The sequence below is a fragment of the Antarcticimicrobium sp. genome, from assembly GCF_029212575.1.
In the GTDB taxonomy this organism is placed as follows: Bacteria; Pseudomonadota; Alphaproteobacteria; order Rhodobacterales; family Rhodobacteraceae; genus Antarcticimicrobium.
Genome location: NZ_JARGPK010000054.1, coordinates 16603 through 39812, shown reverse-complemented (window position 1 = coordinate 39812; position 23210 = coordinate 16603). Strand labels below are relative to the sequence as shown.

Here is a 23210-nt window from a genome sequence, read left to right as displayed (position 1 = left end):
GGCACAATCGGGTCAGACATCTGCCCTGTATCCGGACCCTGCGGAATGAACGAGAGCGCCGCGCTGCGCCTGGCCAGCTACAACATCCAGAAATGCGTCGGGCTTGATCTGCGGCGTCAGCCCCGGCGCGTGTTGCAGGTCCTGACGCGGCTGGGCGCACAGGTGGTGGTGTTGCAGGAGGCCGACAAGCGGCTGCCGCCGCGCCCGGCCGCGCTGCCGCATTTCGTGCTGGAGGAGGCTGGTTGGGAGGTGGCCGATCTGGGCGGCGCCGGCTCGCTCGGCTGGCATGGCAATGCGGTGATCTGGCGGCGCGGCGCGCTGCACCTGCGCGACATGGGCCATATCGATCTACCGGGGCTGGAGCCGCGCGGCGCGGTCTGGGTGGCCTTTGACAGCCCGCTTGGCCCATTGCGTGTGGTGGGGCTGCATCTGGGGTTGGTCGGGCGGTATCGCCGCAAGCAGGTGCTGCATCTGGCGCAGGAGTGCGCGCGGCTGCCGGCGATGCCGATGATCTGGGCCGGGGATTTCAACGAATGGTCCCGGCGCAGCGCGCTGGAGGGGCTGGCGCCGGCGATGCGGTTCCTGCCGCCACGGGCGAGCTTTCCGGCGTTGCGCCCGCTGGGGCCGCTGGACCGGATCGCGCTGAGCGTGGGGCTGGGGGTCGCCGGGCACGGGGTGCACCTGGAGCAGCCGGCACATATCGCCTCGGACCACCTGCCGGTCTGGGCCGACGTGGTGGTGGAGGGATAGGGCGGGGCGTTCGGGCTCTGGAGGCGCGTCGGGAGGTCTCGGGTCAAGCCCGGGGTGACTGGGGAGGGCGCAAAAGAAAAGGCCCCCGCGCGGGGGCCTTTCCGATGGTCCTGGTGATGTAATCAGGCCGCCTGCCGGCCACGGTTCTGGCCGCCACCGCCACCGGAAGGGCCCCGGCGCCGGCGTTGGCCGCCGCCCGGCTTGCCGCCGCCGCCATGGCCGCCACCGTAACCACCGCCACCGCCGCCACCGCGACGACGATTGCCGCCGGAGGGTTTGGCGGGGGCATCGACGGCCGCCCACGGGCGGCCCGAGGCGACCGGGATCGAGAGCCCCATGACCTTTTGAATCGCCTTGAACTCGCCCATCTCGTCAGGGGCGCAGAAGGCGATGGCGGCTCCGTCCTTGCCCGCTCGCGCGGTGCGGCCGATGCGGTGGACATAGGAGTCCGGCACGTTGGGCAGATCGTAGTTGTAGACATGCTTGACGTCGGGGATGTCGAGCCCGCGCGCGGCCACGTCGGTGGCCACCAGCACCTTGATCTCGCCGGCCTTGAAGGCGGCGATGGCGCGGTCGCGTTGACCCTGGCTCTTGTTGCCGTGAATCGAGGCGGTGGAGAACCCGGCCTTTTCCAGCGATTTCATCAGCTTTTCCGAGCCGTGCTTGGTGCGGCCGAAGACCAGCGCGCGTTCGTCGCGGTGGGTATCCAGCAGTTCCTTGAGCAGGGCGGTCTTTTCCGCCTTGGCGATGAAGTGCACCGATTGGGTGATCTTGTCGGCGGCCTTGCCCGGGGGGCTGACCTCGACCCGCATCGGGTTCTGCAGGTAGCTGTTGGCAATCTCGTTCATCTGTTTCGGCATGGTGGCCGAGAACAGCATGGTCTGGCGCTTTTCGGGCAGCAGGGCGGCGATCTTGCGCAGGGCGTGGATGAAGCCCAGGTCGAGCATCTGGTCGGCCTCGTCCAGCACGAGGAAGGAACATTCCTCGAGCGTCAGCGCGTTGCGGTCGAGCAGGTCGAGCAGGCGGCCGGGGGTGGCGACCAGCAGGTCGGTGCCGCGTTCGAGCCGTTTCATCTGGGCGTTGATCGACTGGCCGCCGACCACGAAGCCGATCTTGAGGTGGGTGCCCTCGGTCAGCGCACGCAGGGTCTGGCTGATCTGGTTGGCCAGTTCGCGGGTGGGGGCGAGCACCAGGCCGCGCACGGTGTAGCGGTCGGGCTTGCGGCCGATCTCCAGCATGCGGGTGACCAGCGGCAGGCCAAAGGCGGCGGTCTTGCCGGTGCCGGTCTGGGCCAGGCCCATCACGTCGCGGCCGTCCAGCGCATGGGGGATCGCGCGGCTCTGGATCGGGGTCGGCTCGGTAAAGCCCATCTCGGTCAGGCGGGTCACGAGCGAGGCCGGAAGCCCCATCATTTCGAATTGGTTCAAGTCGTATCCTTTCGGACCTGCGACGGTCGCAGGCCGGGCGTTCTGCCGCATCTCGCGCGGCGGTTGGGGCGCAAGATGCTCAGACCCGGCGGCAGGATGCCGCGACGGGACGCATCGGCGCATTGGCCCCACGCGTGATCTTGGGAACTCACTGGCGCGTCCCGGTCTGTCGGGCCCCTTGCGGGCCGGGCGGGTATCATCGCTCTTGGTCTGGTCTGCTCACGCGGCAGGAGACGACGCCAATAGGGGGCACATGGCCCCCGACGGCCCCGATGTCAACCGTTGCGTGCCGACCTGTGACGGAAAACCCTGTGGCAGCGCGCAGAAACACACGCTAAACCCGGGGGCCAGAGAAGAATGGGATCGCCGATGACCGACACCATCATGGAACGCTGCGAGGCCAAGGGGCTGCGCATGACCGGCCAGCGCCGCACCATCGCAACGGTACTGCAGGAGAGCGGCGATCATCCGGATGCCGAGGAGTTGCACGCGCGGGCCAGCGCGATCGATCCGGGCATCTCGATCGCCACGGTCTATCGCACCGTCAAGCTGTTCGAGGAGGCGGGAATCCTCGACCGGCTGGAGTTCGGCGACGGGCGCGCGCGCTACGAGGATGCCGAGCGCGACCATCACGACCACCTGTTCGACATGAACTCGGGTGAGGTGATCGAGTTCTGCGATCCCGATATCGAGGCGCTGCAGGAGAAGATCGCCGAGCGGCTGGGTTATGAGCTGCGCGGGCACAAGCTGGAGCTTTACGGGGTGCCGCGGAAGAAATAGCGCCGGTCGCCTCAGGCGGCGCGCGCCTGCCGCTCGGCCCGGTGCAGGGCGATCGGGATCAGGACGCTCAGGATCAGCAGACGGATGATGTGACAGGCGGCGACGAAACCGGGGCTGGCGCCGAGGACGGCGGCCAGCGCGATCATCGTCTCGAGCCCGCCCGGCGCGAACCCGGCGAGCACATGGGCCTGCGGGATGCCCAGCGCCAGCGCCACCGGCACCGCCGCCAGCGCGGCGATGCCGGCCCCGGTCAGGGTGACGGCGAGACCGGCCAGCAGCGCCGCGCGCACCTGGCCCGGGGCCATGCCCGAGAACCTTGTGCCGATCATCGTGCCCATCACCAGAAAGGCGGGCGTCATCAGCCAGGTTGGCAGGGTGCCGGGCGTGAGCCCGGTGACATGGCCCAGCGTCGAGGCCAGCATCGGCCCCAGCAGGATCGGCGCCGGCAGGCGCATCCGGCGGAACACCAGCCCCAGTGCCACGCCGATCAGGGCAAGCGCGATCAGATGCACGGGATGTATCGGTGCGCCGGCCAGGACCACGCTGGCCCCCATCCGGTATCCCATCGCCAGTGCCGCGAAGGGTACGATCAGGGTCAGCGCGAGGAGCCGGATCGACTGGACCACGGCGATCCGGGCCAGATCGCTGCCGCTGTCGGCGGCGGCGGCCAGAACAAAGCTCAGGTGGCCAGGTGCTGCGGCCAATACCGCGCTGCGGCGGTCAAAGCCGAAGCCGCGTTCGAGAAGCACCCGGCAGATCCCCATGGTGGCGGGCAGCGCCAGCCCCAGCGCGGCGAAGGCCAGTGGCCAGTGCAGCACCGCGCCACCGGCCTGTTCGGTGAAGCCGGCGCCGACGCCCATGCCGAGAATGACGAAGCAGACCTGCATCAGCGGCGCGGCGATGGCGCAACGCAGCCCGGAGACCCCGGCGAGCGTGATCGCCAGCGCCGGCCCGACCAGCAGCGCGGCGGGCATTGTCAGGGCCCAGGCAAGGGCGGCGCCCAGCGCGCCCAGGGCGATGGTGCGCGCGTTGATCCAGATCGACGAGGCAAGCGGGGTGGTCGGCATGCAAGATCCATAGCATCGGGCCGGGACGCCAACAATCTGGCAAAACCGGGTTTGCGAGGGGCTTGCGGCCACCGGAGAATCCGGCCATTGCGGATTCAACGACCGAGTTTTCCGGGATACTCCGAGATGGACAATCTGCGCGGCCCCGCCCTGATGACGCTGGCCATGCTCGGCTTTGCCGCCGAGGACATGTTCGTCAAGCTGATGGCGGGGGCCTTGCCGACCTGGCAGATCATCGCCGCACTCGGCACCGGGGGGGCACTGGTGTTCGGTGTGCTGACGGTGCTGCGGGGGCAGCGGCTGTTCACCCGGGCGTTCCTGAGCCGGGCGGTGTTGTTGCGCAATATTGGCGAGTTGATCGGCACGGTGGGGTTCGTCACCGCGATCGCGCTGACGCCGATCTCCTCGGCCTCGGCGGTGTTGCAGGCGACGCCGCTGGCGGTGACGCTGGGGGCGGCGCTGTTTCTGGGCGAGCCGGTGGGTTGGCGGCGCTGGAGCGCGATCCTGGCGGGGTTCGCGGGCGTGCTGCTGGTGATCCGGCCGGGGCTGGAGGGGTTCGACATCAATGCGCTCTTCGCGGTGCAGGGGGTGATCGGGCTGGCGATCCGCGACCTGTCGACCCGGCGGGTGGATCGCGGCGTGTCCTCGTACCAGTTGAGTTTCCTGGCCTTTCTCACCCTGATCCCGGCGGCGGCGGTGCTGTCGCTGGTCAGCCCGCGCGCGCCGGTGCTGCCGGATGGCTACCTGTGGTCGATGATGGCCGGGGCGGTGGTGCTGGGGACGCTGTCCTATTACGCCATCGTCGGCGCAATGCGGATCGGCGAGGTGTCCATTGTCACGCCGTTCCGCTATTTTCGCCTGCTGTTCGCGCTGGTGGTGGGATTCTTCGTGTTCAGCGAGCGGCCCGACGCGCTGACCCTGCTGGGCGCGGCGGTGATCGTGGGCTCGGGCATCTACACGGTGCTGCGTGAACGGGCGGTCTGGCGCGAGCGCAAACATCGCCCTGCGGCCTGAGCGCCCCTTTTCCTTGGGCCTTTGCCCCGGTATGAGGCGGGCAACCATCACATCGGGACATTGGACATGAGCACGATTATCGACATTCACGCGCGCGAGATTCTGGACAGCCGGGGCAACCCCACCGTTGAGGTGGACGTGATTCTGGAAGATGGCACCATGGGCCGCGCGGCAGTGCCCTCGGGCGCCTCGACCGGCGCCTATGAGGCGGTGGAGAAACGCGACGGCGACAAGGCCCGTTACATGGGCAAGGGCGTGCTGGAGGCCGTGGCGGCGGTGAACGGCGAGATCGCGCAGGAACTGGTCGGTTTCGACGCGACCGAGCAGGTCGGCATCGACCGCACCATGATCGAGCTGGACGGCACAGACAACAAGGGACGGCTTGGCGCCAACGCGATCCTGGGTGTGAGCCTCGCGGTGGCCAAGGCGGCGGCGGATTTCACCGCACAGCCGCTTTATCGCTATGTCGGGGGCACCTCGGCGCGGGTTCTGCCTGTGCCGATGATGAACATCATCAACGGCGGCGAACATGCCGACAACCCGATCGACATCCAGGAATTCATGATCATGCCGGTGGCGGCAGAGAACATTCGCGACGCGGTGCGCATGGGCTCGGAAGTCTTTCACACCCTGAAGAAAGAGCTGTCGGCGGCGGGCATGTCCACCGGCCTCGGCGACGAGGGCGGCTTTGCCCCCGAACTGGCCTCGACCCGCGACGCGCTGGACTTCGTGCTGAAGTCGATCGAGAAGGCCGGTTACACCCCGGGCGAGGAGATCTGCCTGGCGCTGGATTGCGCCGCGACCGAGTATTTTCGCGACGGCAAGTACGAGTTGAAGGGCGAGGGCAAGACCCTGTCCTCGGAGGAAAACGCCGATTACCTCGCCGCGCTCTGCGCCGATTACCCGATCATCTCGATCGAGGACGGCATGAGCGAGGACGACTGGGACGGCTGGAAGATCCTGACCGACAAGCTGGGCGGCAGCGTGCAGCTGGTGGGTGACGATCTGTTCGTGACCAACCCGGCGCGTCTGGCCGAGGGGATCGAGCGCGGCGTGGCCAATTCGATGCTGGTGAAGGTGAACCAGATCGGCACCCTGACCGAGACGCTGCAGGCGGTCGATATGGCCCATCGCGCACGGTACAGCAACGTGATGAGCCACCGCTCGGGCGAAACCGAGGACGCCACCATCGCCGATCTGGCGGTCGCCACCAACTGCGGCCAGATCAAGACCGGCTCGCTGGCGCGGTCGGACCGGCTGGCGAAATACAACCAGCTGATCCGCATCGAGGAGATGCTGGGCGACGTGGCCGAATATGCCGGACGCTCGATCCTGAAGGGCTGATCGCCTTTTCCGATCGCAGGGTTTTGCCCCCGCTTCCGCAAGGTGGCGGGGGTTTTGCGTTGGGGGTTTTGAAGGGGGGCGGCGTTCGCGCTCAGAGCGGTTTGACCAGCAGCTCCGCCGCGACCGGCTGGAACCGGGCGCGTTCGAACAGGGGGCGGGACGGCGCATCGGGGGCGAGCCGCAGGGTGAGCGCCCTTACCCCGGCCTCGCCCAGCGCGCGGGGCAGGGCGGCCAGCACCTCGGTCGCGATGCCGCGGCGGCGCACCGCGGGGCGGATGAACAATTCGTCCAGCCGCGCCTCGATCCCGGCCTCGGCGAGCGACCAGCCGAAGCTCAGCACGGCGTAGCCCAGCGGCGCGCGGGCCGGTCCGATCAGGTAGACCGCCCCCTGCGGCACCCCGTCGAGCAGCGGCGCCAGCCCGGCGCGGCGGCTGTCGTCGTCGCGCGCGATGCCCAGTTCGCCGTGACAGGCGGCGGCGAGCGGCAACAGCCGGTCGAGATCCTCGGGCCGGGCAAGATGCAGCGCGGTCACAGCCGCGCCAGCCTTTCCGTCAGCAGGGCAAAGAAACCGTCGGCGTCCACGTCACCCATGAAGGTGGCATTGGGCGCGCGCTCGGTCACGCGCCACCAGTCGGCCACGGTCATGCCGAGGGTGAGGGCGGATGTGGTCTCGATCTCCACGTTGATGTGGCGGCCTTTGAACAGGTCGGGCCGGATCAGCCAGGCGGTGACGCAGGGATCGTGCAGCGGTGCGCCGAGACTGCCGTATTTCTCCTTGTCGAAACGCTCGAAGAAATCGGTCATCTCGGCCACCGCGATGCCGACCGGCGTGCCCAGCGCGCGGAAGGCGTCGTTGCGCGGCCGGGTGACCAGCGCCTTGTGGGTCACATCCAGCGGCATCACGGTGAGCGGCGCGCCGGCGCGGAACACGATGTCGGCGGCCTCGGGATCGACGTAGATGTTGAACTCGGCCGCCGGGGTGATGTTGCCGACCTCGAAATAGGCGCCGCCCATCAGGACGATTTCCCGGACGCGGGGGATGATGTCGGGGGCGTCGCGAAAGGCGGTGGCGATATTGGTCAGCGGGCCCAGCGGGCAGAGGGTGACGGTGCCGGGGGGATGCGCGCGCAGGGTGTCGATGATGAAGTCGACCGCGTGGCCGGGGGCCAGGTCGGTTTCGGGATCGGGCAGGGTGGGGCCGTCGAGCCCGGTCTTGCCGTGCACATGTTCGGCGGTGACCAGCGGGCGCGCCAGCGGGGTGTCGCAACCGGCGTGCACCGGGATCTCGGGGCGCCCGGCCAGTTCGCAGACGATGCGGGCGTTCCTGGCGGTCAGCGGCAGCGGCACGTTGCCGGCCACGGCAGTGATGCCCAGCACCTCGACCTCCTCGGGGCTGGCCAGCGCCAACAGGATGGCGACAGCGTCGTCCTGTCCGGGGTCGGTGTCGATGATGATCTTTCGCGCGGTCATGGGTGGCCTCTGTCTTTTGCGGCGCGACAGTTGCAGGGGCGCGCGGCGATGTCCAGCGGGGCGCGCGCGTCTACCTGTGTTCCTTCTCCCGCGCCTTCACCGCGTCCCAGAGCGCGTCCATTTCCGCAAGGTCGCTGTCCTCGGGGCGCTTGCCGGCCTCGGCGAGTGCGGCCTCGACGGCGGTGAAGCGGCGGGTGAACTTGGCGTTGGCGCGGCGCAGGGCGGCTTCGGGTTCCACCCCGAGGTGGCGGCCGAGGTTGGCCATGACGAAGAGCAGATCGCCGTATTCCTCCTCGATCTCGTCGGGGCCGAGGCTGTCGCGGGCCTCGACCAGTTCATTGGCCTCTTCGGCGATCTTGGCGATCACGTCGCCGGTGTCGGGCCAGTCGAAGCCGACCCGCGCGGCACGCTGCTGCAGCTTGTAGGCGCGCAGCAGCGCGGGGAGGTTGCCCGCCACCCCCTCCAGCGCGCCGCGCTGCGCCTTTTCGGCCCGTTCGGCGGCCTTGATCGCCTCCCAGTCGCGGGTTTGTTGTTCGGCGCTCTTGTCGCGGGTCTCATTGCCGAAGACATGCGGATGGCGCGCGACCATCTTGTCGGACATGGTGCGCACCACGTCCTGAAAGGTGAAATGCCCGGCCTCCTGCGCCATCTGCGCGTGGAACACCGACTGGAACAGCAGATCGCCCAGCTCGCCCTTCAGCTCGTCCCAGGCGCGGCGCTCGATGGCGTCGGCAACCTCATAGGCCTCCTCGATGGTATAGGGGGCGATGGTGTCGAAATCCTGCTCGATGTCCCAGGGGCATCCGGTGTCGCGGTCGCGCAGCCGTCGCATGATCTCCAAGAGCCGCTCAATTCCCGCCTCCGGGTCGTGAACAAGGTCGTGTTCGGGCATTGCGGAGCCTCCTTTTCCGGTGTCAGATGCATCAATTCCGGATGAGGTCCAAGGAGTCCACCCCATGCCTGTCGTCAACCGCATTGCCGACTACGCCGAAGAGATGACCGGCTGGCGCCGCCATCTGCACCGGATCCCGGAACTGGGGTTCGACTGCCCGCAGACTGCCGGGTTCATCGCCGCGCGGCTGCGCGATTTCGGCATCGACGAGATTCACGAGGGCATCGCGCAGACCGGCATCGTGGCGATCATCGAGGGGCAGGGCGCGGGGCCGACCATTGGGCTGCGCGCCGATTTCGACGCGCTGCCGATCACGGAGGCGACCGGGCTGGACTATGCCTCGGAGCATGCCGGAAAGATGCACGCCTGCGGGCATGACGGGCATACCACGATGCTATTGGGTGCGGCGAGATACCTGGTGGAGACGCGGAATTTTGCCGGGCGCGTGGCGCTGATCTTCCAGCCGGCGGAAGAGGCCGGCGGCGGTTCCGGCGTGATGGTCGAAGAGGGTATTCTGGACCGCTTCGACATCGGGCAGGTCTATGCGCTGCACAATGCGCCGGGGTTGGAGACCGGCGCCTTTTGCACCACGCCGGGGCCGCTGATGGCGGCGGTGGATCAGTTCCACATCCATATCAAGGGCCTCGGCGGCCATGGCGCGATGCCGCATGAGGCCCGCGATCCGGTGGTCGCGGCGGTGGCCATCGCGCAGGCGTTCCAGACGATTGTCAGCCGCAACCATTACGCGCTGGACGATCTGGTGGTCTCGGTCACCCAGATCCATACCGGCACGGTGGACAACGTGATCCCCGAGACCGCCTATCTGAACGGCACGGTGCGCACCTTCGATCCCAAGGTGCAGCAGATGGTGCGGGACCGGATGCGTGCCATCGTGGCCGGCCATGCCGCCAGTTTCGAGGTAGAGGCGCGGCTGACCTATGAGGTCGGCTATCCGGCGACGGTGAACGATGCCGAGAAAACCCGTTTCGCGGTGCAGGTGGCCGAGGAAGTCGTCGGCGCCGCAAAGGTTCAGGGCGAGGTCGGGCGCGAGATGGGGGCGGAGGATTTCGCCTATATGCTGCAAAAACGCCCGGGCGCCTATCTGTTCCTCGGCCAGGGCGAGGGCGCCGGGTTGCATCACCCGGAATACAATTTCAACGACGAGATTGCCCCGGTCGGCGCCTCGTTCTTTGCCCGGCTGGTGGAACGCGCGCAGCCGCTGGCGGCGAAATAGGGAGGGGCCACCATGGGCATGAGCGATGTGGAAAACGAGATCGACGCAGGCTTCACCCGCGAGGACCTGCGCGGCACCAACCTGGAGGCTGCCTATGGCGGCGCGGTGTCCTTTCTCAAGCGGCGCTATACCAAGGATCTGAGCGGCGCGCAGATCGCCGTGACCGGGGTGCCCTTCGATCTGGCGGTGTCGAACCGGCCCGGAACCCGGCTGGGTCCGCGCGGAATTCGCGAGGCGTCGAGTTATCAGCCCTATGACGAGCCCTATGGCTGGCCGTTCCGGGCGCTGAGCGAGCTGGCAATCGTGGATTATGGCGACCTGGCCTATGATTATGCCAATATCCCGGCGTTCCCCACGGCGCTGACCGTGCATATCGCCAAGATCCTGGCGGCGGGCGTGGCGCCGGTGACGCTGGGCGGCGATCACTACATCACTTACCCGGTGCTCAAGGCCTTTGCCGAGAAATACGGGCCGATGTCGCTGTTGCAGTTCGATGCCCATACCGACACCTGGGCCGATGACGATCCCGACCGCATCGACCACGGCACCATGTTCTACAAGGCGGTGAAGGAGGGGCTGGTGGACCCGGCGCGCTCGGTCCAGGTGGGCATCCGCACCCACAATGACGACACCATGGGGGTGAACATCATCGACGCGCGTGAGGTGCATGAGACCGGGCCGCAGGCGGTGGCGGCAAAGATCAAGGGCATCCTGGGCGATCATCCCACTTACCTCACTTTCGATATCGACGGGCTCGACCCGGCCTTTGCGCCGGGCACCGGCACGCCGGTCTGGGGCGGGATGAGTTCGGCGCAGGCGTCGATGATCCTGCGCGACCTGGGCGGGATCAACATCAAGGGGGGCGACGTGGTCGAGGTCTCGCCGCCGTTCGACCCGGCGGGCATCACGGCGGTGGCCGGTGCCCATGTGGCGGTGTCGATCATCTGCCTGCTGGGCTGGACCATGTTGATGTGAGCCGGGGATGGGGCGGATGATGGTGGTGCTTTGGGCGGTTCTGGCCGTGGCGGTGGCGGGGCTGGCGTATGTCCGGCTGGCCCCCAGCAATCCGGCGCGGTGGCACCGCCCGCCAGATGTGAACAGCAACAAGACCTTCAAATCGGGGGTGAAGCGGCGGCTACCGGCAGGGCCGGAGGGGCTGGTGCGGCTGGACGCGATCGTCCAGGCGACGCCGCGCACGCGGGTTCTGGCAGGATCGCTGGACGACGGCATGATCACTTATGTCACCCGCAGCCGGGTGATGGGGTTTCCTGATTACACCACTGTTCAGAAGGTGAACGGAACGCTGGAGCTCCATGCCCGGTCGCGCTTCGGGCGCTCAGATCTTGGGGTGAACCGGGCCCGCGTCGAGGGGTGGCTTGGGCGATTGCAGGCGCGATGACAGGCAGCCCTCCTGCACCTCGCGCCACATCGGGACATTGAGCGACATCTGGCATTGCGCCATGAACATGCGCCCGTCGACGTGAAGGCAGATGGTTTCACCCAGTTCGATCCTGCCGCCGCCGCTGTCGGTACAGTAGCAATCGCGTACCGATCCATCGGGGGCGATGACATCGGCCGCGACCGGACCGGCGACAAGGGCAAGGAGCGGGGCGAAAAGCAGGGTGAGACGGGTCATTGGGCGGCTCCGAACGTTCTGTGACACCCAGCCTAGCATGGCATTCCTCTTGACCAAAGCCCCGGGATGAAGGACACCGCGCGGATGGTCCCCGAAGAACGACTAGAACAGATCACCCAAAGGTTTGAGTACCTTGAAGCCGCGATGGCCGGTGCCGCCGGCGGCGAAATCGCCGCGCTGGCCAAGGAGTATTCCGATCTGAAACCGGTGGTGGAGAAGATCGCCGGCTGGCGCCGCCTGCGCGATGAGTTGGCCGGGGCCGAGGCGATGCGGGCCGATCCCGACCTGCGTGAACTGGCCGAGGAGGAGATCCCGGTCCTGAAGGCGCGCCTGCCGGAGGCCGAGCACGCGTTGCGGCTGGCGCTGCTGCCGCGCGACGAGGCCGACACCCGCTCGGCCATGCTGGAGATCCGGCCGGGGACGGGAGGCGACGAGGCGGCGCTGTTCGCGGCCGACCTGCTGCGGATGTACCAGCGCTATGCCGAGGCGCGCGGCTGGCGCTGGGAGGTGATCGAACTGCAGGAGACCGAACTGGGCGGCGTCAAGGAGGCGGTGATCCGGATCGGCGGCGAGAATGTCTTTGCCCGGCTGAAATACGAATCCGGCGTGCACCGGGTGCAGCGGGTGCCCAGCACCGAGAGCGGCGGGCGCATCCATACCTCGGCGGCGACGGTGGCGGTCCTGCCCGAGGCGCAGGACGTGGACATCAAGATCGACGCGAACGACATCCGCATCGACACCATGCGCAGTTCCGGCGCCGGCGGGCAGCATGTGAACACCACGGATTCGGCGGTGCGGATCACCCATATCCCCAGCGGAATCGTGGTGACGAGCTCGGAGAAATCGCAGCACCGCAACCGCGAGATCGCGATGGATGTGCTGCGCACGCGGCTTTACGACATGGAGCGGCAGAGGGCGCATGACGCGCGCTCAGAGGCACGCAAGAGCCAGGTCGGCTCGGGTGATCGCAGCGAGCGTATCCGCACCTACAACTTTCCGCAGGGGCGGATGACCGATCACCGCATCAACCTGACGCTCTACAAGCTGGAGCAGGTGATGCAGGGCGATCTGGACGAGGCGATCGATGCGCTGACCGCCGACGATCAGGCCCGCATGCTGGCCGAGATGGGGCAATGAGCGGCGGCCAGACAGCGGCGCAGGCGATGGCGGCGGCCGCCGCCCGGCTGCGCGCGGCGGGGGTGGACGATCCGGCGCGGGATGCGCGGGTGCTGCTGGCCCATGCGGCGCGGATCGAGGCGGCTCGGGTGACGCTGATCGCGCCGGAGGACCTGGAGCCGGAGATCGCCGAACGGTACGAGCAGCTGATTTCCCTTCGCGCGATCCGGGTGCCGGTGTCGCATCTGGTGGGGGAGCGGGAATTCTACGGACGCCGCTTCAAGGTGTCGGGCGATGTGCTGGATCCGCGACCGGAAACCGAGACGCTGATCGAGGCGGCGCTGGCGGACCCCTTTTCACGGGTGCTGGATCTGGGCGTCGGTTCGGGCTGCATCCTGGTGACGCTGCTGGCCGAGCGGTCCGAGGCCACCGGGCTGGGCGTGGATATCAGCGAGGCGGCCTGCCTGCAGGCCAGCGCCAACGCGGTGCTGCACCGGGTGCAGGCGCGCGCCGAGATCGAGCAGTCGGACTGGTTTTCCAACGTCGCCGGGCGGTTCGACCTGATCGTGTCGAACCCGCCCTATATCGCGGCGGGCGAGATGGCGGGGCTGGCCGACGAGGTGCGCCGGCACGAACCCGCGCTGGCGCTGACCGACGGCGGTGACGGGCTGGGCGCCTATCGGGCGATCGCGGCGCATGTGGCCGGGCATCTGGAGCCCGGCGGGCGGCTGCTGGTCGAGATCGGCCCGACCCAGGCCGAAGCGGTGGCCGCGATCCTCACGGCGGCCGGGCTGAGCGATACCGGCGTTGTGCAGGACCTCGACGGGCGCGACCGCGTGGTTTGCGCCTGGTTGCGTTAACGGCGGCAAATGGGCAACGGCATCGGTGGAAAAGGCGCGGCAGAGGCACAAAAAGCCGGTTTTTTGCCTTCCCCCCCCTTGTGTGGGCCCGCAGGACATGTTTATTCGCAATTGTTGCCCCGACAGAGGCTGTCGCAGCTTCTGTGCAACACAAAGCCCCCGAAGTCGCAGATCTGGCCACTGTTTGCAGCGCATGAGGCGCACCCGGATCATACGACAGTGAAGACAAGGCTGACGTAAGATAAAATGAGATCGTCCAAATCCCGTTCGCGGTCGAAGTCGAACCGCAACCGTCCCTCTTCTGGTGGAAACATCGTCAACCGCGTGTTTGACAGTTCCGGTCCCGAAGGAAAGGTGCGCGGCACGCCGCAGCAGATCATAGATAAATACAACCAGCTGGCGCGCGATGCGCAACTCGGCAACGACCGCGTGGCGACCGAGAACTTTCAACAGCACGCGGAGCATTACCTGCGCATGCTGAGCGAGGCCCAGCGCGAGCAGGACGCGCGCCGCGACGAGCAGGAGCGGCAGAACCGCGAACGCCAGGCCGAGCGCGACCGCGAGCGCGAGCGTGCCCAACAGCGTCAGGAGCGGGAGCCCGGTGCGCCGGACCCGGCCGCAGCGCCGCAGCCCGACGTTATGGACCTGGGCGGGTCGGACGGCGAGGGCGAGAGCGGGCTGGTCGAGACCCCGGAAAGCAAGCCGAAGAAGCCCCCCACACGCAAGCCGCGCGCGCGCAAGCCCGCGGCCAAGCCCAAGGACGGCGCATCGGAAGAAGCCGACTCCAAGAGTGACGCGAAGCCGGAGGCGAAATCCGAGGCACCGGGCGGTGAGACCCCCGGCGATGCGGGCGGGGCCAACGCCGCCGCCGAGTGATCAGCGCCGAGTGATCTGCGCGCAATCGGACGAAACCAAAGGGCCGGGCGGGGTGACCGCGCCGGCCCTTATTGTGTGTTGTTAGGTGAATACCAAGGCGATGTCGTCGCGGGACAAGGTCTGATCCTCGATGGTGATCGTGCCGTGGCCATAATCGATCACCGTGTCGCCACCGGTATTCGTCACCGTGATGTCGCGACTGTCGCCGATGCCGAAAATCCTGATCGTGTCCATTGCGGCCTCAAAGGCGACGATGCGGTCCGCGCCATCGGACCGTTCATCGGGATAGGTCCGGAAGAAGAAGGTGTCGGACCCGCGTCCGCCATTCAGGACGTCATCACCCAGGCCGCCGTCGATTAAGTCAGATCCCGCGCCGCCCTCGATCGTGTCATTGCCGTCGCCGCCCTTGATCCGGTCGCCTCCGCTACCGCCCTCGATCGTGTCATCGCCCGCGCCGCCGTCGATCCGATCCCGGCCCTTTCCGCCCAGGATGGTGTCGTCGCCGTCGTCGCCCGCGAGGGTGTCGGTGTGGCTGCCGCCGTCGATGAAATCGTCGCCGTTCGATCCTCTGATCACGTCCAGGCCGGATCCACCGAACAGCCTGTCGTTTCCATTTCCGCCCTGGATTAAGTCCTGGCCTTTGCCGCCATTGATCTGGTCACCTTGGTTGCCGGCGACGATAAAATCTTCTCCGGAGCCGCCCAGGATCGTGTTTGGCCCGCCTTGGCCACGGATTGAGTCATCGCCGTCGCCACCTTCGATGCGGTCCCGGCCGCCGCCGCCCTTGATGACGTCATCGCCGTCGCCGCCTTTGATGCGATCGTCTCCACCGCCGCCGTCGATTTCGTCGTTGCCGTTGCCGCCGTCGATCCGGTCGTTTCCGGCGCCGCCTTCTATCACGTCAATTCCGTCACCGCCGTCGATCACGTTTCGGCCCTTCTTGCCGCCGGTCAGCGTATCGTCGCCGTCGCCGCCCTTGATGACGTTGGCCTTTGCGTTGCCCTTGATGGTGTCGTCGAAGGCGGAGCCGGTGGCATTCTCGATGCTGTTCAGCAGGGCATCGACCTCTTTCCCGGAAACGGCCTTGCCGCGGAGATCGATGACCAACGGCCCATCGTAGAATTCACCGCTGACCGTGTCCTTGCCGGGGCCGCCGTCGATACTGTCGTTGCCCGGGGTCAGGAGCGCGGTGTCGCGCCCGCCGCCGAGGGCGAACACGTCGTTGCCACCAAAGCCCAGCGCCACGTCGGGCCCATCGCCGCCGGTAAAGAACAGGTCGGGAAAGGGCGAATCGTCGGGCATCAGCACGCGGTTGAAGTCATCCAGATCGCCGGGCGAGTACGGCGGCGGAACGGCGCGTGCGGTGTCCACGAGATCCTGGAGCGGGGTTGCTGTTGGCAGGGTGATGTCGACGGTCTCGCCCGGGGTGTCGGGGTTGCTGATGACGATCCGGTCGGCGGTGCCGGAGAATACATCGTCCGGCCCGGCGCTCAACCTGCTGCCGTACAAGGTGAAAGACAGATCGAAGTCCCCATCCTTGAAGGCAAGGATGTCGGGGTTGTCCGAGACGATCAGGGCAAGGTCTATACGCGACATAGCCGCAACTAAAACCGATTGAAAAGGGAACTGTTGTTCGAGCAGTCGCGCGAGAACGATCATGGTAACCTCAGAAAAAACGGAGGCCACACATCGGCCCCACAAGGCGGCACGATACACCAAAGCCGGTTTTTTTCATAATCCGCGCCCCCGTCAGGGGTGGGCAAGTGTCCGGGCGAGGGCGCAGAACGGCTCGAGCCCGACCTGTTCGGCACGTTCGGACGGGGCCAACGCCGCCGCCGAGCGATCGCAGCTGGGCGTAACGGATCGATGTGACACAAGGGGCCGGGCGGGACACCGCACTGGCCCTTTTGGCGCGCTACAGGTCGTACTCGAAGGTGATCTGGTCCCGCGTCAGGATCTGATCCTCGATGGTGATCGTGCCGTTGCCGTAGTCGATGATCGTGTTGCCGCCCCTCGTCGTCACGTGCACCTCGTCCGACGCCCCTTCGACGATGGTGATCGTGTCTTTGCCCGGCTGGTAACCGAGGACGGTATCGTCGCCCTCGGTCCGGCCCGGGGTGCTGGCGCGGAACACCAGGGTGTCGCGCCCCGCGCCCCCGAACAGCGTGTCATCACCCTCTCCCCCCTCCAGACTGTCGTTGCCGGAGCCGCCTTTCAGGGTATCGTCGCCGGCGCCGCCGTCGATCTTGTCCTTTCCTGTGCCGCCACTGACGGTGTCCTTTCCGCGACCGCCGCTCAGCTTGTCGTTGCCGCTGCCTCCATCGATCTTGTCGTTCCCGGCACCGCCGACGATTTCATCCGGGCCGGAGCCACCGAACAGGTCATCTTTTCCAAACCCGCCGACGATCAGGTCCGGGCCGCTGCCGCCTTTCACCATGCCGCCCTTGTTGCTGGCATAGATCGAATCCTTGCCGGGACCACCAAAGATCACGTTCACGGCGCCCTCACCGTGGATCGTGTCATCGCCATCTCCGCCTTCGATCCGGTCGTTGCCTTTGCCGCCCTTGAGGGTGTCGTCCCCGGAGCCACCTCTGATGGTGTCGTTGCCGCCGCCACCGCTGATGGTGTCGTTTCCGCCGCCACCGTCGATGGTGTCGTTTCCGGCGCGACCGTTGAGGGTGTCGTCGCCTTCGTGGCCCCTGAAAACGTTGCCGACCTTGTTTCCAAAGATGACGTCGTTGTAGCTCGAGCCATCGGCATTCTCGACGCTTTTTATCGTGACGACGAACCCACCAAACACGATCGTTGCGCCGTCCAGGTCCATGTCCATGGGCGTGTCGGAGAATTCCCCGCTGACCGTGTCCTTGCCGGGGCCGCCGTCGATATGGTCATTGCCGGGGGTGATGAACACCGTGTCGCGCCCGCCGCCGAGGTCGAAGACGTCATTGCCACCGAACCCCAGTGCCACGTTGGGGCCGCTGCCGCCGGTGAAATTCAGGTCGGGAAAGGGCGAATCGTCGGGCATCAGCACGCGGTTGAAGTCCGCAAGATCCCTGATCGTACCCCGGGGCGGCACGTCCCGCGCAGTGGTCACCAGATCGGCGAACGCGGTCTCGGTGGGCAGGGTGACGTCAACAGAATCGCCCGGTGAGCCAAGGCTCGTGATCACGAGCCGGTTGGCGGTACCGTTGAACGGACCGTCCGGCCCGACGCTCAACCCGCTGCCGTGCAAAGTGAAAACCAGGCCAGCGTCCGGATCCGGGAAGGAGAGGCTGTCGGGACTGTCAGAAACGACCAGATCGATGTCGATCTTGCTGAGGCTGGAGGCAAAGACCCACTGGAAGGGGGATCCGCGCAGATTCAGTTCGTGAATGATAATCATGGTGCCCCCCTGAAAAAGAGGCCACACATCGACCCCCAACAATGCGGCACGATACACCAAAGCGGTTTTTTTTCATAATCCGGGCCCCGGTCAGGGGCGGGCAAGCGTCCGGGCGAGGGCGCAGAACTGCTCGAGCCCGACCTGTTCGGCGCGTTCGGTGGGGGCGATGCCGGCGGCGATGAGCCGGTCCTCGATATCCGGGGCCTGCCCCTTGAGCGCGGCGCGCAGCATCTTGCGGCGCTGGTTGAAGGCGGCGGCGACGACCCGCGACAGCACCGCCGGATCGGCCGGAAAGCGCGGCTCTGGCAGGGCCTCGAGATGCACCACGGCGCTGGAGACCTTGGGTGGCGGGGTGAAGGCCTCGGGCGGCAGGGACATCACGATGCGGGCGGTGCTGCGCCATTGCGCCAGGATCGCCAGTCGCCCGTAGGCCTTGGAGCCGGGCGCGGCGACGATCCGCTCGGCCACCTCGCGCTGGAACATCAGGGTCAGGCTTTGCCAGAACGGCGGCCAGTCGGCGGGCGTGAGCCAGCGCACCAGAAGCTCGGTCCCGATGTTGTAGGGCAGGTTGGCGGCGACGCGAATGGGGGGCGTGAGATGCGCCAGCGGATCGAGCTGGAGCGCATCGCCGTTGATGATCTGCAACCGGCCGGGATAGGCCGCGGCGATCTCCTCCAGCGCGGGGAGACAGCGGGTGTCCTTTTCGATGGCCAGCACCCTGCGCGCGCCCTCGGCCAGAAGGCCCCGGGTCAGCCCGCCGGGGCCGGGGCCGATCTCGAGCACGTCGCATTGGCTGAGGTCGCCCGCCTGCCGCGCGATCTTGGCGGTGAGGTTGAGGTCCAGCAGGAAGTTCTGGCCCAGCGATTTGCGCGCCGAGAGGCCGTGACTGGCGATCACCGCGCGCAGCGGCGGGAGGGGGTCGATGGCGCTCATCGTGTCCTTTCACCGCAAGTCTCCGCGCCGGAGGACCAGAATCCTCTGGTCCGGGACAAGGATTTTCCGCCTCCGGCGGGAGTATTTTCGGCCAGAAAAAGCCCGAAGGTCATGGGGCCCCGGCCATCGTCTGCGCCAGTTTCAGCGCCTCGATCAGGCTGGAGGGATTGGCCTTTCCCTGTCCTGCGATGTCAAAGGCGGTGCCGTGATCGGGCGAGGTGCGGATGAAGGGCAGCCCGAGGGTGACGTTGACGCCGCGGTCGAAATCCAGCGTCTTGATCGGGATCAGCGCCTGATCGTGGTACATGCAGATCGCGGCGTCATAGCGGGCGCGGGCGGCGGCGTGGAACATCGTATCGGCGGGATGCGGGCCGGTGAGGGTGAATCCCTCCTGCGGGATCTGCACCAACAAAGGAGCGATCCAGTCCACCTCTTCGCGGCCCATGGCGCCGCCTTCGCCGGCGTGCGGGTTGAGGCCCGCGACGGCGAGGCGCGGGTGGGCGATGCCGAACCGGTCGCGCAGGCCGCGCGCGGTGATCCCGATGGTCTCGCGCAGCAGATCGGGGGTGAGCCGATGCGGCACCTCGGACAGGGCGATGTGGATGGTGGTGGGCACCACGCGCAACTGATCGCTGGCCAGCATCATCACCACGCGGTCGACCCCGCCGAGGGCGGCGAGAAACTCGGTATGGCCGGGATAGGCGAAATTGGCGCCGTCGATCAGCGCCTTCTTGTGGATCGGCGCGGTGCAGACGGCGCAGGCCAGGCCGGATTGGGTGAGGGCGACGGCGCGTTCGATGGCGGTGATGACGCCGCGCGCGTTGGCCGGGTCGGGCTGGCCTGGCGTGTTGGGCGCGGCGAACGGATGCGGCAGGACCGGAAAGGCAAAGGCGCTGGCAGCGGCGGCTTCGGCCGGGTCGCCCAACTCGGCCACCGGGGTGCCGGCGGGCAGGTGGCGCGGATCGCCGATCCAGACGAAGGGGCAGTCGCCGCGCAGCGCCTGCCAGGCCCGCACGGCGATTTCCGGCCCGATGCCGGCCGGTTCACCGCAGCTGAGCGCGACCGGGGGCCTCATCGTTCGCGGATCAGCGCGTCGGCCTTGAGCTGTTCGAGATGGCTGGCGGCAAAGCTTTGCAGCCGCTGTTCGAGCAGGGCGTTGCCGATCTGATCGCGGGTGGCATCGGCGGTGGACTCGGCGGTGCGGCCGCAGAGCATCAGCAGAACCAGCGTCTGCCCGTTGTTGCGGGTGAGCGCGGTCGAGGATTCGCTGGCGTCGAGCTTGGACAGTTCCAGCGCCACGTCGCGCGGGATTTCGCGTGGTGGCAGATCGCGGCGTTCCAGCACCTCGGGCGGCTGGCCCTTGGCGATGCCGTAGAGGTCGTCGCAGGTGTCGGTGCCATCGATGATCCGCTGGGCGGTGGACAGCGCCTCGGGCGAGCGGCCGCCGGGGATCAGGTAGCTGGCATAGTCGATCTTGGCATAGCGCGGTTCGGTGACACCTGATTCCCGGATGCCGCGCATCTGGAACAGGGCGACGGCGTTGGGCAGGGCCAGTGGGGCGGTTATCTCGCCTTTTTTCAGCGCCAGGATCACCGGTTGCAGCGGTGCGGGCAGGCGCGTCAGCGGCATCCAGCCCAGCCGGCCGCCATCGGTGCGGCTGTTGCTGGCCGAGTACTGGGTCGCGGCGGCCGAGAAGGCATCGTAGCTTTGCACCTGGGCGATCTGGTCTGCCAGCCCCTCGACCTGTGCCGCGGTCTGCGGGGTGATGGGGATGATCACCTCGGAGAGAAGAACCTGGATCCCACCCGAGGCGCCGCCGCTGCCCATCGCGCGGTCGATTTCGACATCGGTGGGCCGGGCGCGGGCCCCAAAGCGGGCCGCCACATAGGCGCGCCAGATCAGGTTGACCTTGACGAAATCCCGTACGGTCTGGCGCGAGATATTCTCTTGCGCGAGCGCTTTCAGAAGCTCTTCGATGGACAGGTTGGCACGGGCGGCGAATTCGTCCATGCCGGTCTCCACGTCCTCTGGCGGAACCTCGATATCGACCGCCTTGGCAGCCTGCTGCTTGAGCCGATCCTCGATCAGGGCCTGGCGGGCCAGTTCGACGGTGTCGCCGGGGGCATTGAGAACCCGAAGCAGCAGGGCGCGCTGTTCCAGCTCATAGCCGGTAATGGCATCGCCGTTGACGGTGATAACCGGAGAAAACAGGCCCTGGGCCGCCGCCGGGCCGGTCAGGGAGGCCGAGAGTGCCAGGACCGCCAGCAGCAATGCGGCGCGGGCGCGCCGGTGCAGGTGGATCAGAAGGTGGGTCAGGATTTTCCGCATGATCGCCTGTATTTTTCTGTTCCGCTTTCGACGGCAAAGCCGCTGAGAGCGATGGTAAAGCCGAAATCGGTCGAAGGCTCAACACTTGTCGACGAGGTATAGCGCCGGTTTACCGAAAGATCGACAGTCACGCATTCGTTCTGGTAGACAAGTCCGACCCCGGCGCGCGAGGCGCTGTCGTCCGCGATGTCGTAGCGCAGGTTTGCGCTCGCCGTCCAGTTTCCGCCGACCCGGTAACTGCCATCAAACCAGAGCTCGGAGACATCTGCGGTGCGCCCCTCGGCCGGGTCGATAGCGAGCCAGAGGTAGGAGCCGCTGATGCGGGTGCGCGGGCTGGACCAGTTGCCGCGCAGCTCGACCTTGTTGAAATGCAACGAGTCGTCGAGCAGGGAGCGCCCGGTCAGGCTGAGCCCCTTGTTCATCACGACCTGGCCCGCGACCAGCAAGGCCGAGGCCTCGCCCGAGAGGCCCGACGTGGTGGAGAAATTCGGGTCCGCCAGGCCGCGGAAGACCTGGCCCACGGTGGCGTTCGCCCGCCAGCCGGAGGCGGCGTAATGCGCCCAGTTCACCCCCACGGCCAGCGCGGTGCCGTCCTCGCGCACATCGGAGGAGGGAAACCGGGAGAGCGAGAGCAGGTTGCCCTGGTCGAATTCGACGAAGCGGCTTTCATCGATCGGTGCCGCGGGTCCGCTGACGTCGCTCCAGCCGATCTGGATCAGCGGTTCGAGGAATTGGGTCGCGCCGCCCTCGGTACCGCGCGTCATCGGGTAGCGCAGCGCCAGGGACGCGCGCGGCGTGGTCCGGGTGATGGAGGAGGCATAGGTGGAATCGTCGCTGATCTCGAAGCGGTCGGCGGAGAACCCGATCTCCCAATCCGCGCGCAGACCGGGTCCGAACAGCCAGTTGCGCCGCCATGCCGCATCGGCGGTGAGCCGGGTGACATCGCGGCCGAGGATATCCAGCCCCGAGGTCCGGCGGTGACCGAGGAAATCCAGCCCCAGTTGCAATTCGCCACCGAGCCCGCGCGGGTGGGCGCGTTGTTCAAAGGATAAATCGGTGATCAGGGTGGGAAGCAGCGATTCATCCTCGCCGTCGAGCAGCGAGTCATAGTGGATCACGGCGCTGCGGAAAGCAGTGTTGCGGGTGGTCCGCGTCAGTTCCACTTCGCTTTCCAGCCGGTCATAGTCGGTCAGGCCGTAATCTACCAGATAGGCGTTGTCGGAGGCTGTCTTGATGTCGAAACTCAGCTTGAACCGGTTGGCAAGGTCGAAGGCCCCGGTGCCGAAGAAGTAGCCGCGTTTGTCGGTCGGAAGCAGGTCATCCCGGGTAAAGGCACCCTGGAGTTCGATCCGGCCGCGGCGGAAGGCCTGCCGGTAGCGCATCGTCAGGGTGCGCGTCTTGGGCGAGACATAGGGGGTGAGGGTCAGGTCCTTGTGATCGCCGATCCGGAAGAAATAGGGAACCCGGACTCCGGTCTTGAGCTGCGAGGTGGTGCGGATCGTCGGGATCAGGAAGCCGGTGGCGCGCTCGAGCGAGGGATCGGGCAGGCGCAGCGCCGGGAAATAGAAAACCGGAACGTCGAGCACGCGCAGTTGTGCACCCTCGAAATAGAGCTGCCGTTCCTGCTGGTCGTGGGTGACGCTGCGGGCGCGGATCTGCCACAGTGGCGGGCGGCCGTCCTCGCAGACATGGCAGGAGGTGACCGCGGTCTTGTAGAGCTGGGTGTAGCGGCCGCCGACGCGGACCATCTGCAGCGCGGCAAGCTGAACCTGCTGATCGAAGACGAGGCGGGCGCCCCGCAGCAGCCCGTCGCGCAGGCCCCGGTCCATCTCGGCGGCGTCGGCCAGCACGGTGAACCGGTCGCCCTGGTCGATACGAATCGGCCCCTCGATGATCAGTTTTCCGGTCTTGCGGTCGAAGGTGATCCGTTCGGCCCGCAGCCGGGTTTCGCCCTGGAACGCCTCGACCGAACCCTCGGCTACAAGCTGCCGGTCGGGAGTGACAAAGACCCTGTCGGCCACCAGCATCGCCGGCGGCTCGGCCGGGGTGGTGTCCGGCCGACCAGACTGGCCCAGCGCGACGCCGCCCAGGTGCGTGCCCG

General features: G+C 67.3%; 22 protein-coding genes. 10 read left to right on the top strand and 12 right to left on the bottom strand.

What is annotated here, in order from left to right; translation table 11 throughout:
- The first annotated feature begins 45 nt into the window (after positions 1 to 45).
- The gene (locus tag P1U75_RS11085) at positions 46 to 750 is read left to right on the top strand and encodes an endonuclease/exonuclease/phosphatase family protein (protein WP_300243166.1); all 705 of its coding nucleotides are present in this window, start codon (positions 46 to 48) and stop codon (positions 748 to 750) included.
- 122 nt (positions 751 to 872) lie between these two features.
- Here the strand turns inward: P1U75_RS11085 and P1U75_RS11080 are convergent, their stop codons facing one another.
- Positions 873 to 2177: a DEAD/DEAH box helicase gene (locus P1U75_RS11080; RefSeq protein WP_300243164.1), complete on the bottom strand. Its 1305-nt coding sequence runs from the start codon at positions 2175 to 2177 to the stop codon at positions 873 to 875.
- Between the two features lie 369 nt (positions 2178 to 2546).
- On the opposite strand from P1U75_RS11080, the gene P1U75_RS11075 reads away from it, so the two are divergent.
- Entirely contained in the window at positions 2547 to 2957 is a 411-nt protein-coding gene (locus P1U75_RS11075) for a Fur family transcriptional regulator (RefSeq protein WP_300243162.1), read from the top strand.
- 11 nt (positions 2958 to 2968) lie between these two features.
- On the opposite strand, the gene P1U75_RS11070 is transcribed toward P1U75_RS11075, so the two are convergent.
- The gene (locus tag P1U75_RS11070; protein ID WP_300243159.1) at positions 2969 to 4024 is read right to left on the bottom strand and encodes an AbrB family transcriptional regulator; all 1056 of its coding nucleotides are present in this window, start codon (positions 4022 to 4024) and stop codon (positions 2969 to 2971) included.
- A 126-nt stretch (positions 4025 to 4150) separates the two neighbouring features.
- Between P1U75_RS11070 and P1U75_RS11065 the strand changes: the two genes are divergently transcribed.
- Complete coding sequence (locus P1U75_RS11065) at positions 4151 to 5038, top strand: DMT family transporter (RefSeq protein ID WP_300243157.1); 888 nt, start codon at positions 4151 to 4153, stop codon at positions 5036 to 5038.
- Between the two features lie 66 nt (positions 5039 to 5104).
- Positions 5105 to 6382: a phosphopyruvate hydratase gene (gene eno, locus P1U75_RS11060; RefSeq protein ID WP_300243154.1), complete on the top strand. Its 1278-nt coding sequence runs from the start codon at positions 5105 to 5107 to the stop codon at positions 6380 to 6382.
- A 91-nt stretch (positions 6383 to 6473) separates the two neighbouring features.
- On the opposite strand, the gene P1U75_RS11055 is transcribed toward eno, so the two are convergent.
- The 3 genes from P1U75_RS11055 to mazG form a co-directional block, all read right to left on the bottom strand.
- On the bottom strand, positions 6474 to 6914 hold the full coding sequence (locus tag P1U75_RS11055) for a GNAT family N-acetyltransferase (RefSeq protein WP_300243152.1): 441 nt from the start codon (positions 6912 to 6914) through the stop codon (positions 6474 to 6476).
- Positions 6911 to 7852 carry a nucleoside hydrolase gene (locus P1U75_RS11050; protein WP_300243150.1) on the bottom strand — a complete coding sequence of 314 codons (942 nt, stop codon included), beginning with the start codon at positions 7850 to 7852 and terminating at the stop codon, positions 6911 to 6913. The genes P1U75_RS11055 and P1U75_RS11050 overlap by 4 nt, the downstream gene beginning before the upstream one ends.
- 70 nt (positions 7853 to 7922) lie before the next feature.
- Positions 7923 to 8744, bottom strand: coding sequence for a nucleoside triphosphate pyrophosphohydrolase (mazG, locus tag P1U75_RS11045; protein ID WP_300243148.1), 822 nt, complete (start codon positions 8742 to 8744; stop codon positions 7923 to 7925).
- Between the two features lie 64 nt (positions 8745 to 8808).
- Here mazG and P1U75_RS11040 point away from each other — a divergent pair, with 64 nt between their 5' ends.
- From P1U75_RS11040 to P1U75_RS11030, 3 genes are read left to right on the top strand one after another with little or no spacing between them, the layout of a single operon-like run.
- The gene (locus P1U75_RS11040; protein WP_300243146.1) at positions 8809 to 9978 is read left to right on the top strand and encodes a M20 aminoacylase family protein; all 1170 of its coding nucleotides are present in this window, start codon (positions 8809 to 8811) and stop codon (positions 9976 to 9978) included.
- 12 nt (positions 9979 to 9990) lie between these two features.
- The gene (gene speB, locus P1U75_RS11035; protein WP_300243143.1) at positions 9991 to 10953 is read left to right on the top strand and encodes an agmatinase; all 963 of its coding nucleotides are present in this window, start codon (positions 9991 to 9993) and stop codon (positions 10951 to 10953) included.
- A 16-nt stretch (positions 10954 to 10969) separates the two neighbouring features.
- The gene (locus P1U75_RS11030; protein WP_300243141.1) at positions 10970 to 11377 is read left to right on the top strand and encodes a DUF1499 domain-containing protein; all 408 of its coding nucleotides are present in this window, start codon (positions 10970 to 10972) and stop codon (positions 11375 to 11377) included.
- Here the strand turns inward: P1U75_RS11030 and P1U75_RS11025 are convergent.
- Positions 11315 to 11614: a hypothetical protein gene (locus tag P1U75_RS11025; protein ID WP_300243138.1), complete on the bottom strand. Its 300-nt coding sequence runs from the start codon at positions 11612 to 11614 to the stop codon at positions 11315 to 11317. The genes P1U75_RS11030 and P1U75_RS11025 overlap by 63 nt on opposite strands.
- A gap of 84 nt (positions 11615 to 11698) precedes the next feature.
- Here P1U75_RS11025 and prfA point away from each other — a divergent pair, with 84 nt between their 5' ends.
- From prfA to P1U75_RS11010, 3 genes are all read left to right on the top strand, one after another.
- Positions 11699 to 12751, top strand: coding sequence for a peptide chain release factor 1 (prfA, locus tag P1U75_RS11020; protein WP_300243135.1), 1053 nt, complete (start codon positions 11699 to 11701; stop codon positions 12749 to 12751).
- A complete protein-coding gene (gene prmC / locus P1U75_RS11015; protein WP_300243133.1) occupies positions 12748 to 13590 on the top strand; it encodes a peptide chain release factor N(5)-glutamine methyltransferase in 843 nt (280 codons plus the stop codon). The genes prfA and prmC overlap by 4 nt, the downstream gene beginning before the upstream one ends.
- A 246-nt stretch (positions 13591 to 13836) precedes the next feature.
- Positions 13837 to 14466 carry a DUF4167 domain-containing protein gene (locus P1U75_RS11010; protein WP_300243130.1) on the top strand — a complete coding sequence of 210 codons (630 nt, stop codon included), beginning with the start codon at positions 13837 to 13839 and terminating at the stop codon, positions 14464 to 14466.
- Between the two features lie 81 nt (positions 14467 to 14547).
- Here P1U75_RS11010 and P1U75_RS11005 read toward each other — a convergent pair whose 3' ends face one another.
- From P1U75_RS11005 to lptD, 6 genes are all read right to left on the bottom strand, one after another.
- The gene (locus tag P1U75_RS11005; RefSeq protein WP_300243259.1) at positions 14548 to 16182 is read right to left on the bottom strand and encodes a calcium-binding protein; all 1635 of its coding nucleotides are present in this window, start codon (positions 16180 to 16182) and stop codon (positions 14548 to 14550) included.
- 199 nt (positions 16183 to 16381) lie between these two features.
- Positions 16382 to 17848 (bottom strand): calcium-binding protein, encoded by a 1467-nt coding sequence (locus P1U75_RS11000; protein WP_300243128.1) that lies wholly within the window; start codon positions 17846 to 17848, stop codon positions 16382 to 16384.
- 90 nt (positions 17849 to 17938) lie between these two features.
- Positions 17939 to 18781 carry a 16S rRNA (adenine(1518)-N(6)/adenine(1519)-N(6))-dimethyltransferase RsmA gene (gene rsmA, locus P1U75_RS10995; protein ID WP_300243126.1) on the bottom strand — a complete coding sequence of 281 codons (843 nt, stop codon included), beginning with the start codon at positions 18779 to 18781 and terminating at the stop codon, positions 17939 to 17941.
- A gap of 109 nt (positions 18782 to 18890) precedes the next feature.
- Positions 18891 to 19856, bottom strand: coding sequence for a 4-hydroxythreonine-4-phosphate dehydrogenase PdxA (pdxA, locus tag P1U75_RS10990; protein ID WP_300243124.1), 966 nt, complete (start codon positions 19854 to 19856; stop codon positions 18891 to 18893).
- Entirely contained in the window at positions 19853 to 21109 is a 1257-nt protein-coding gene (locus P1U75_RS10985; RefSeq protein ID WP_300243121.1) for a peptidylprolyl isomerase, read from the bottom strand. Before P1U75_RS10985 ends, pdxA begins: the two co-directional genes overlap by 4 nt.
- Entirely contained in the window at positions 21094 to 23199 is a 2106-nt protein-coding gene (gene lptD / locus P1U75_RS10980) for an LPS assembly protein LptD (protein ID WP_300243257.1), read from the bottom strand. Before lptD ends, P1U75_RS10985 begins: the two co-directional genes overlap by 16 nt.
- Positions 23200 to 23210: the final 11 nt, after the last annotated feature.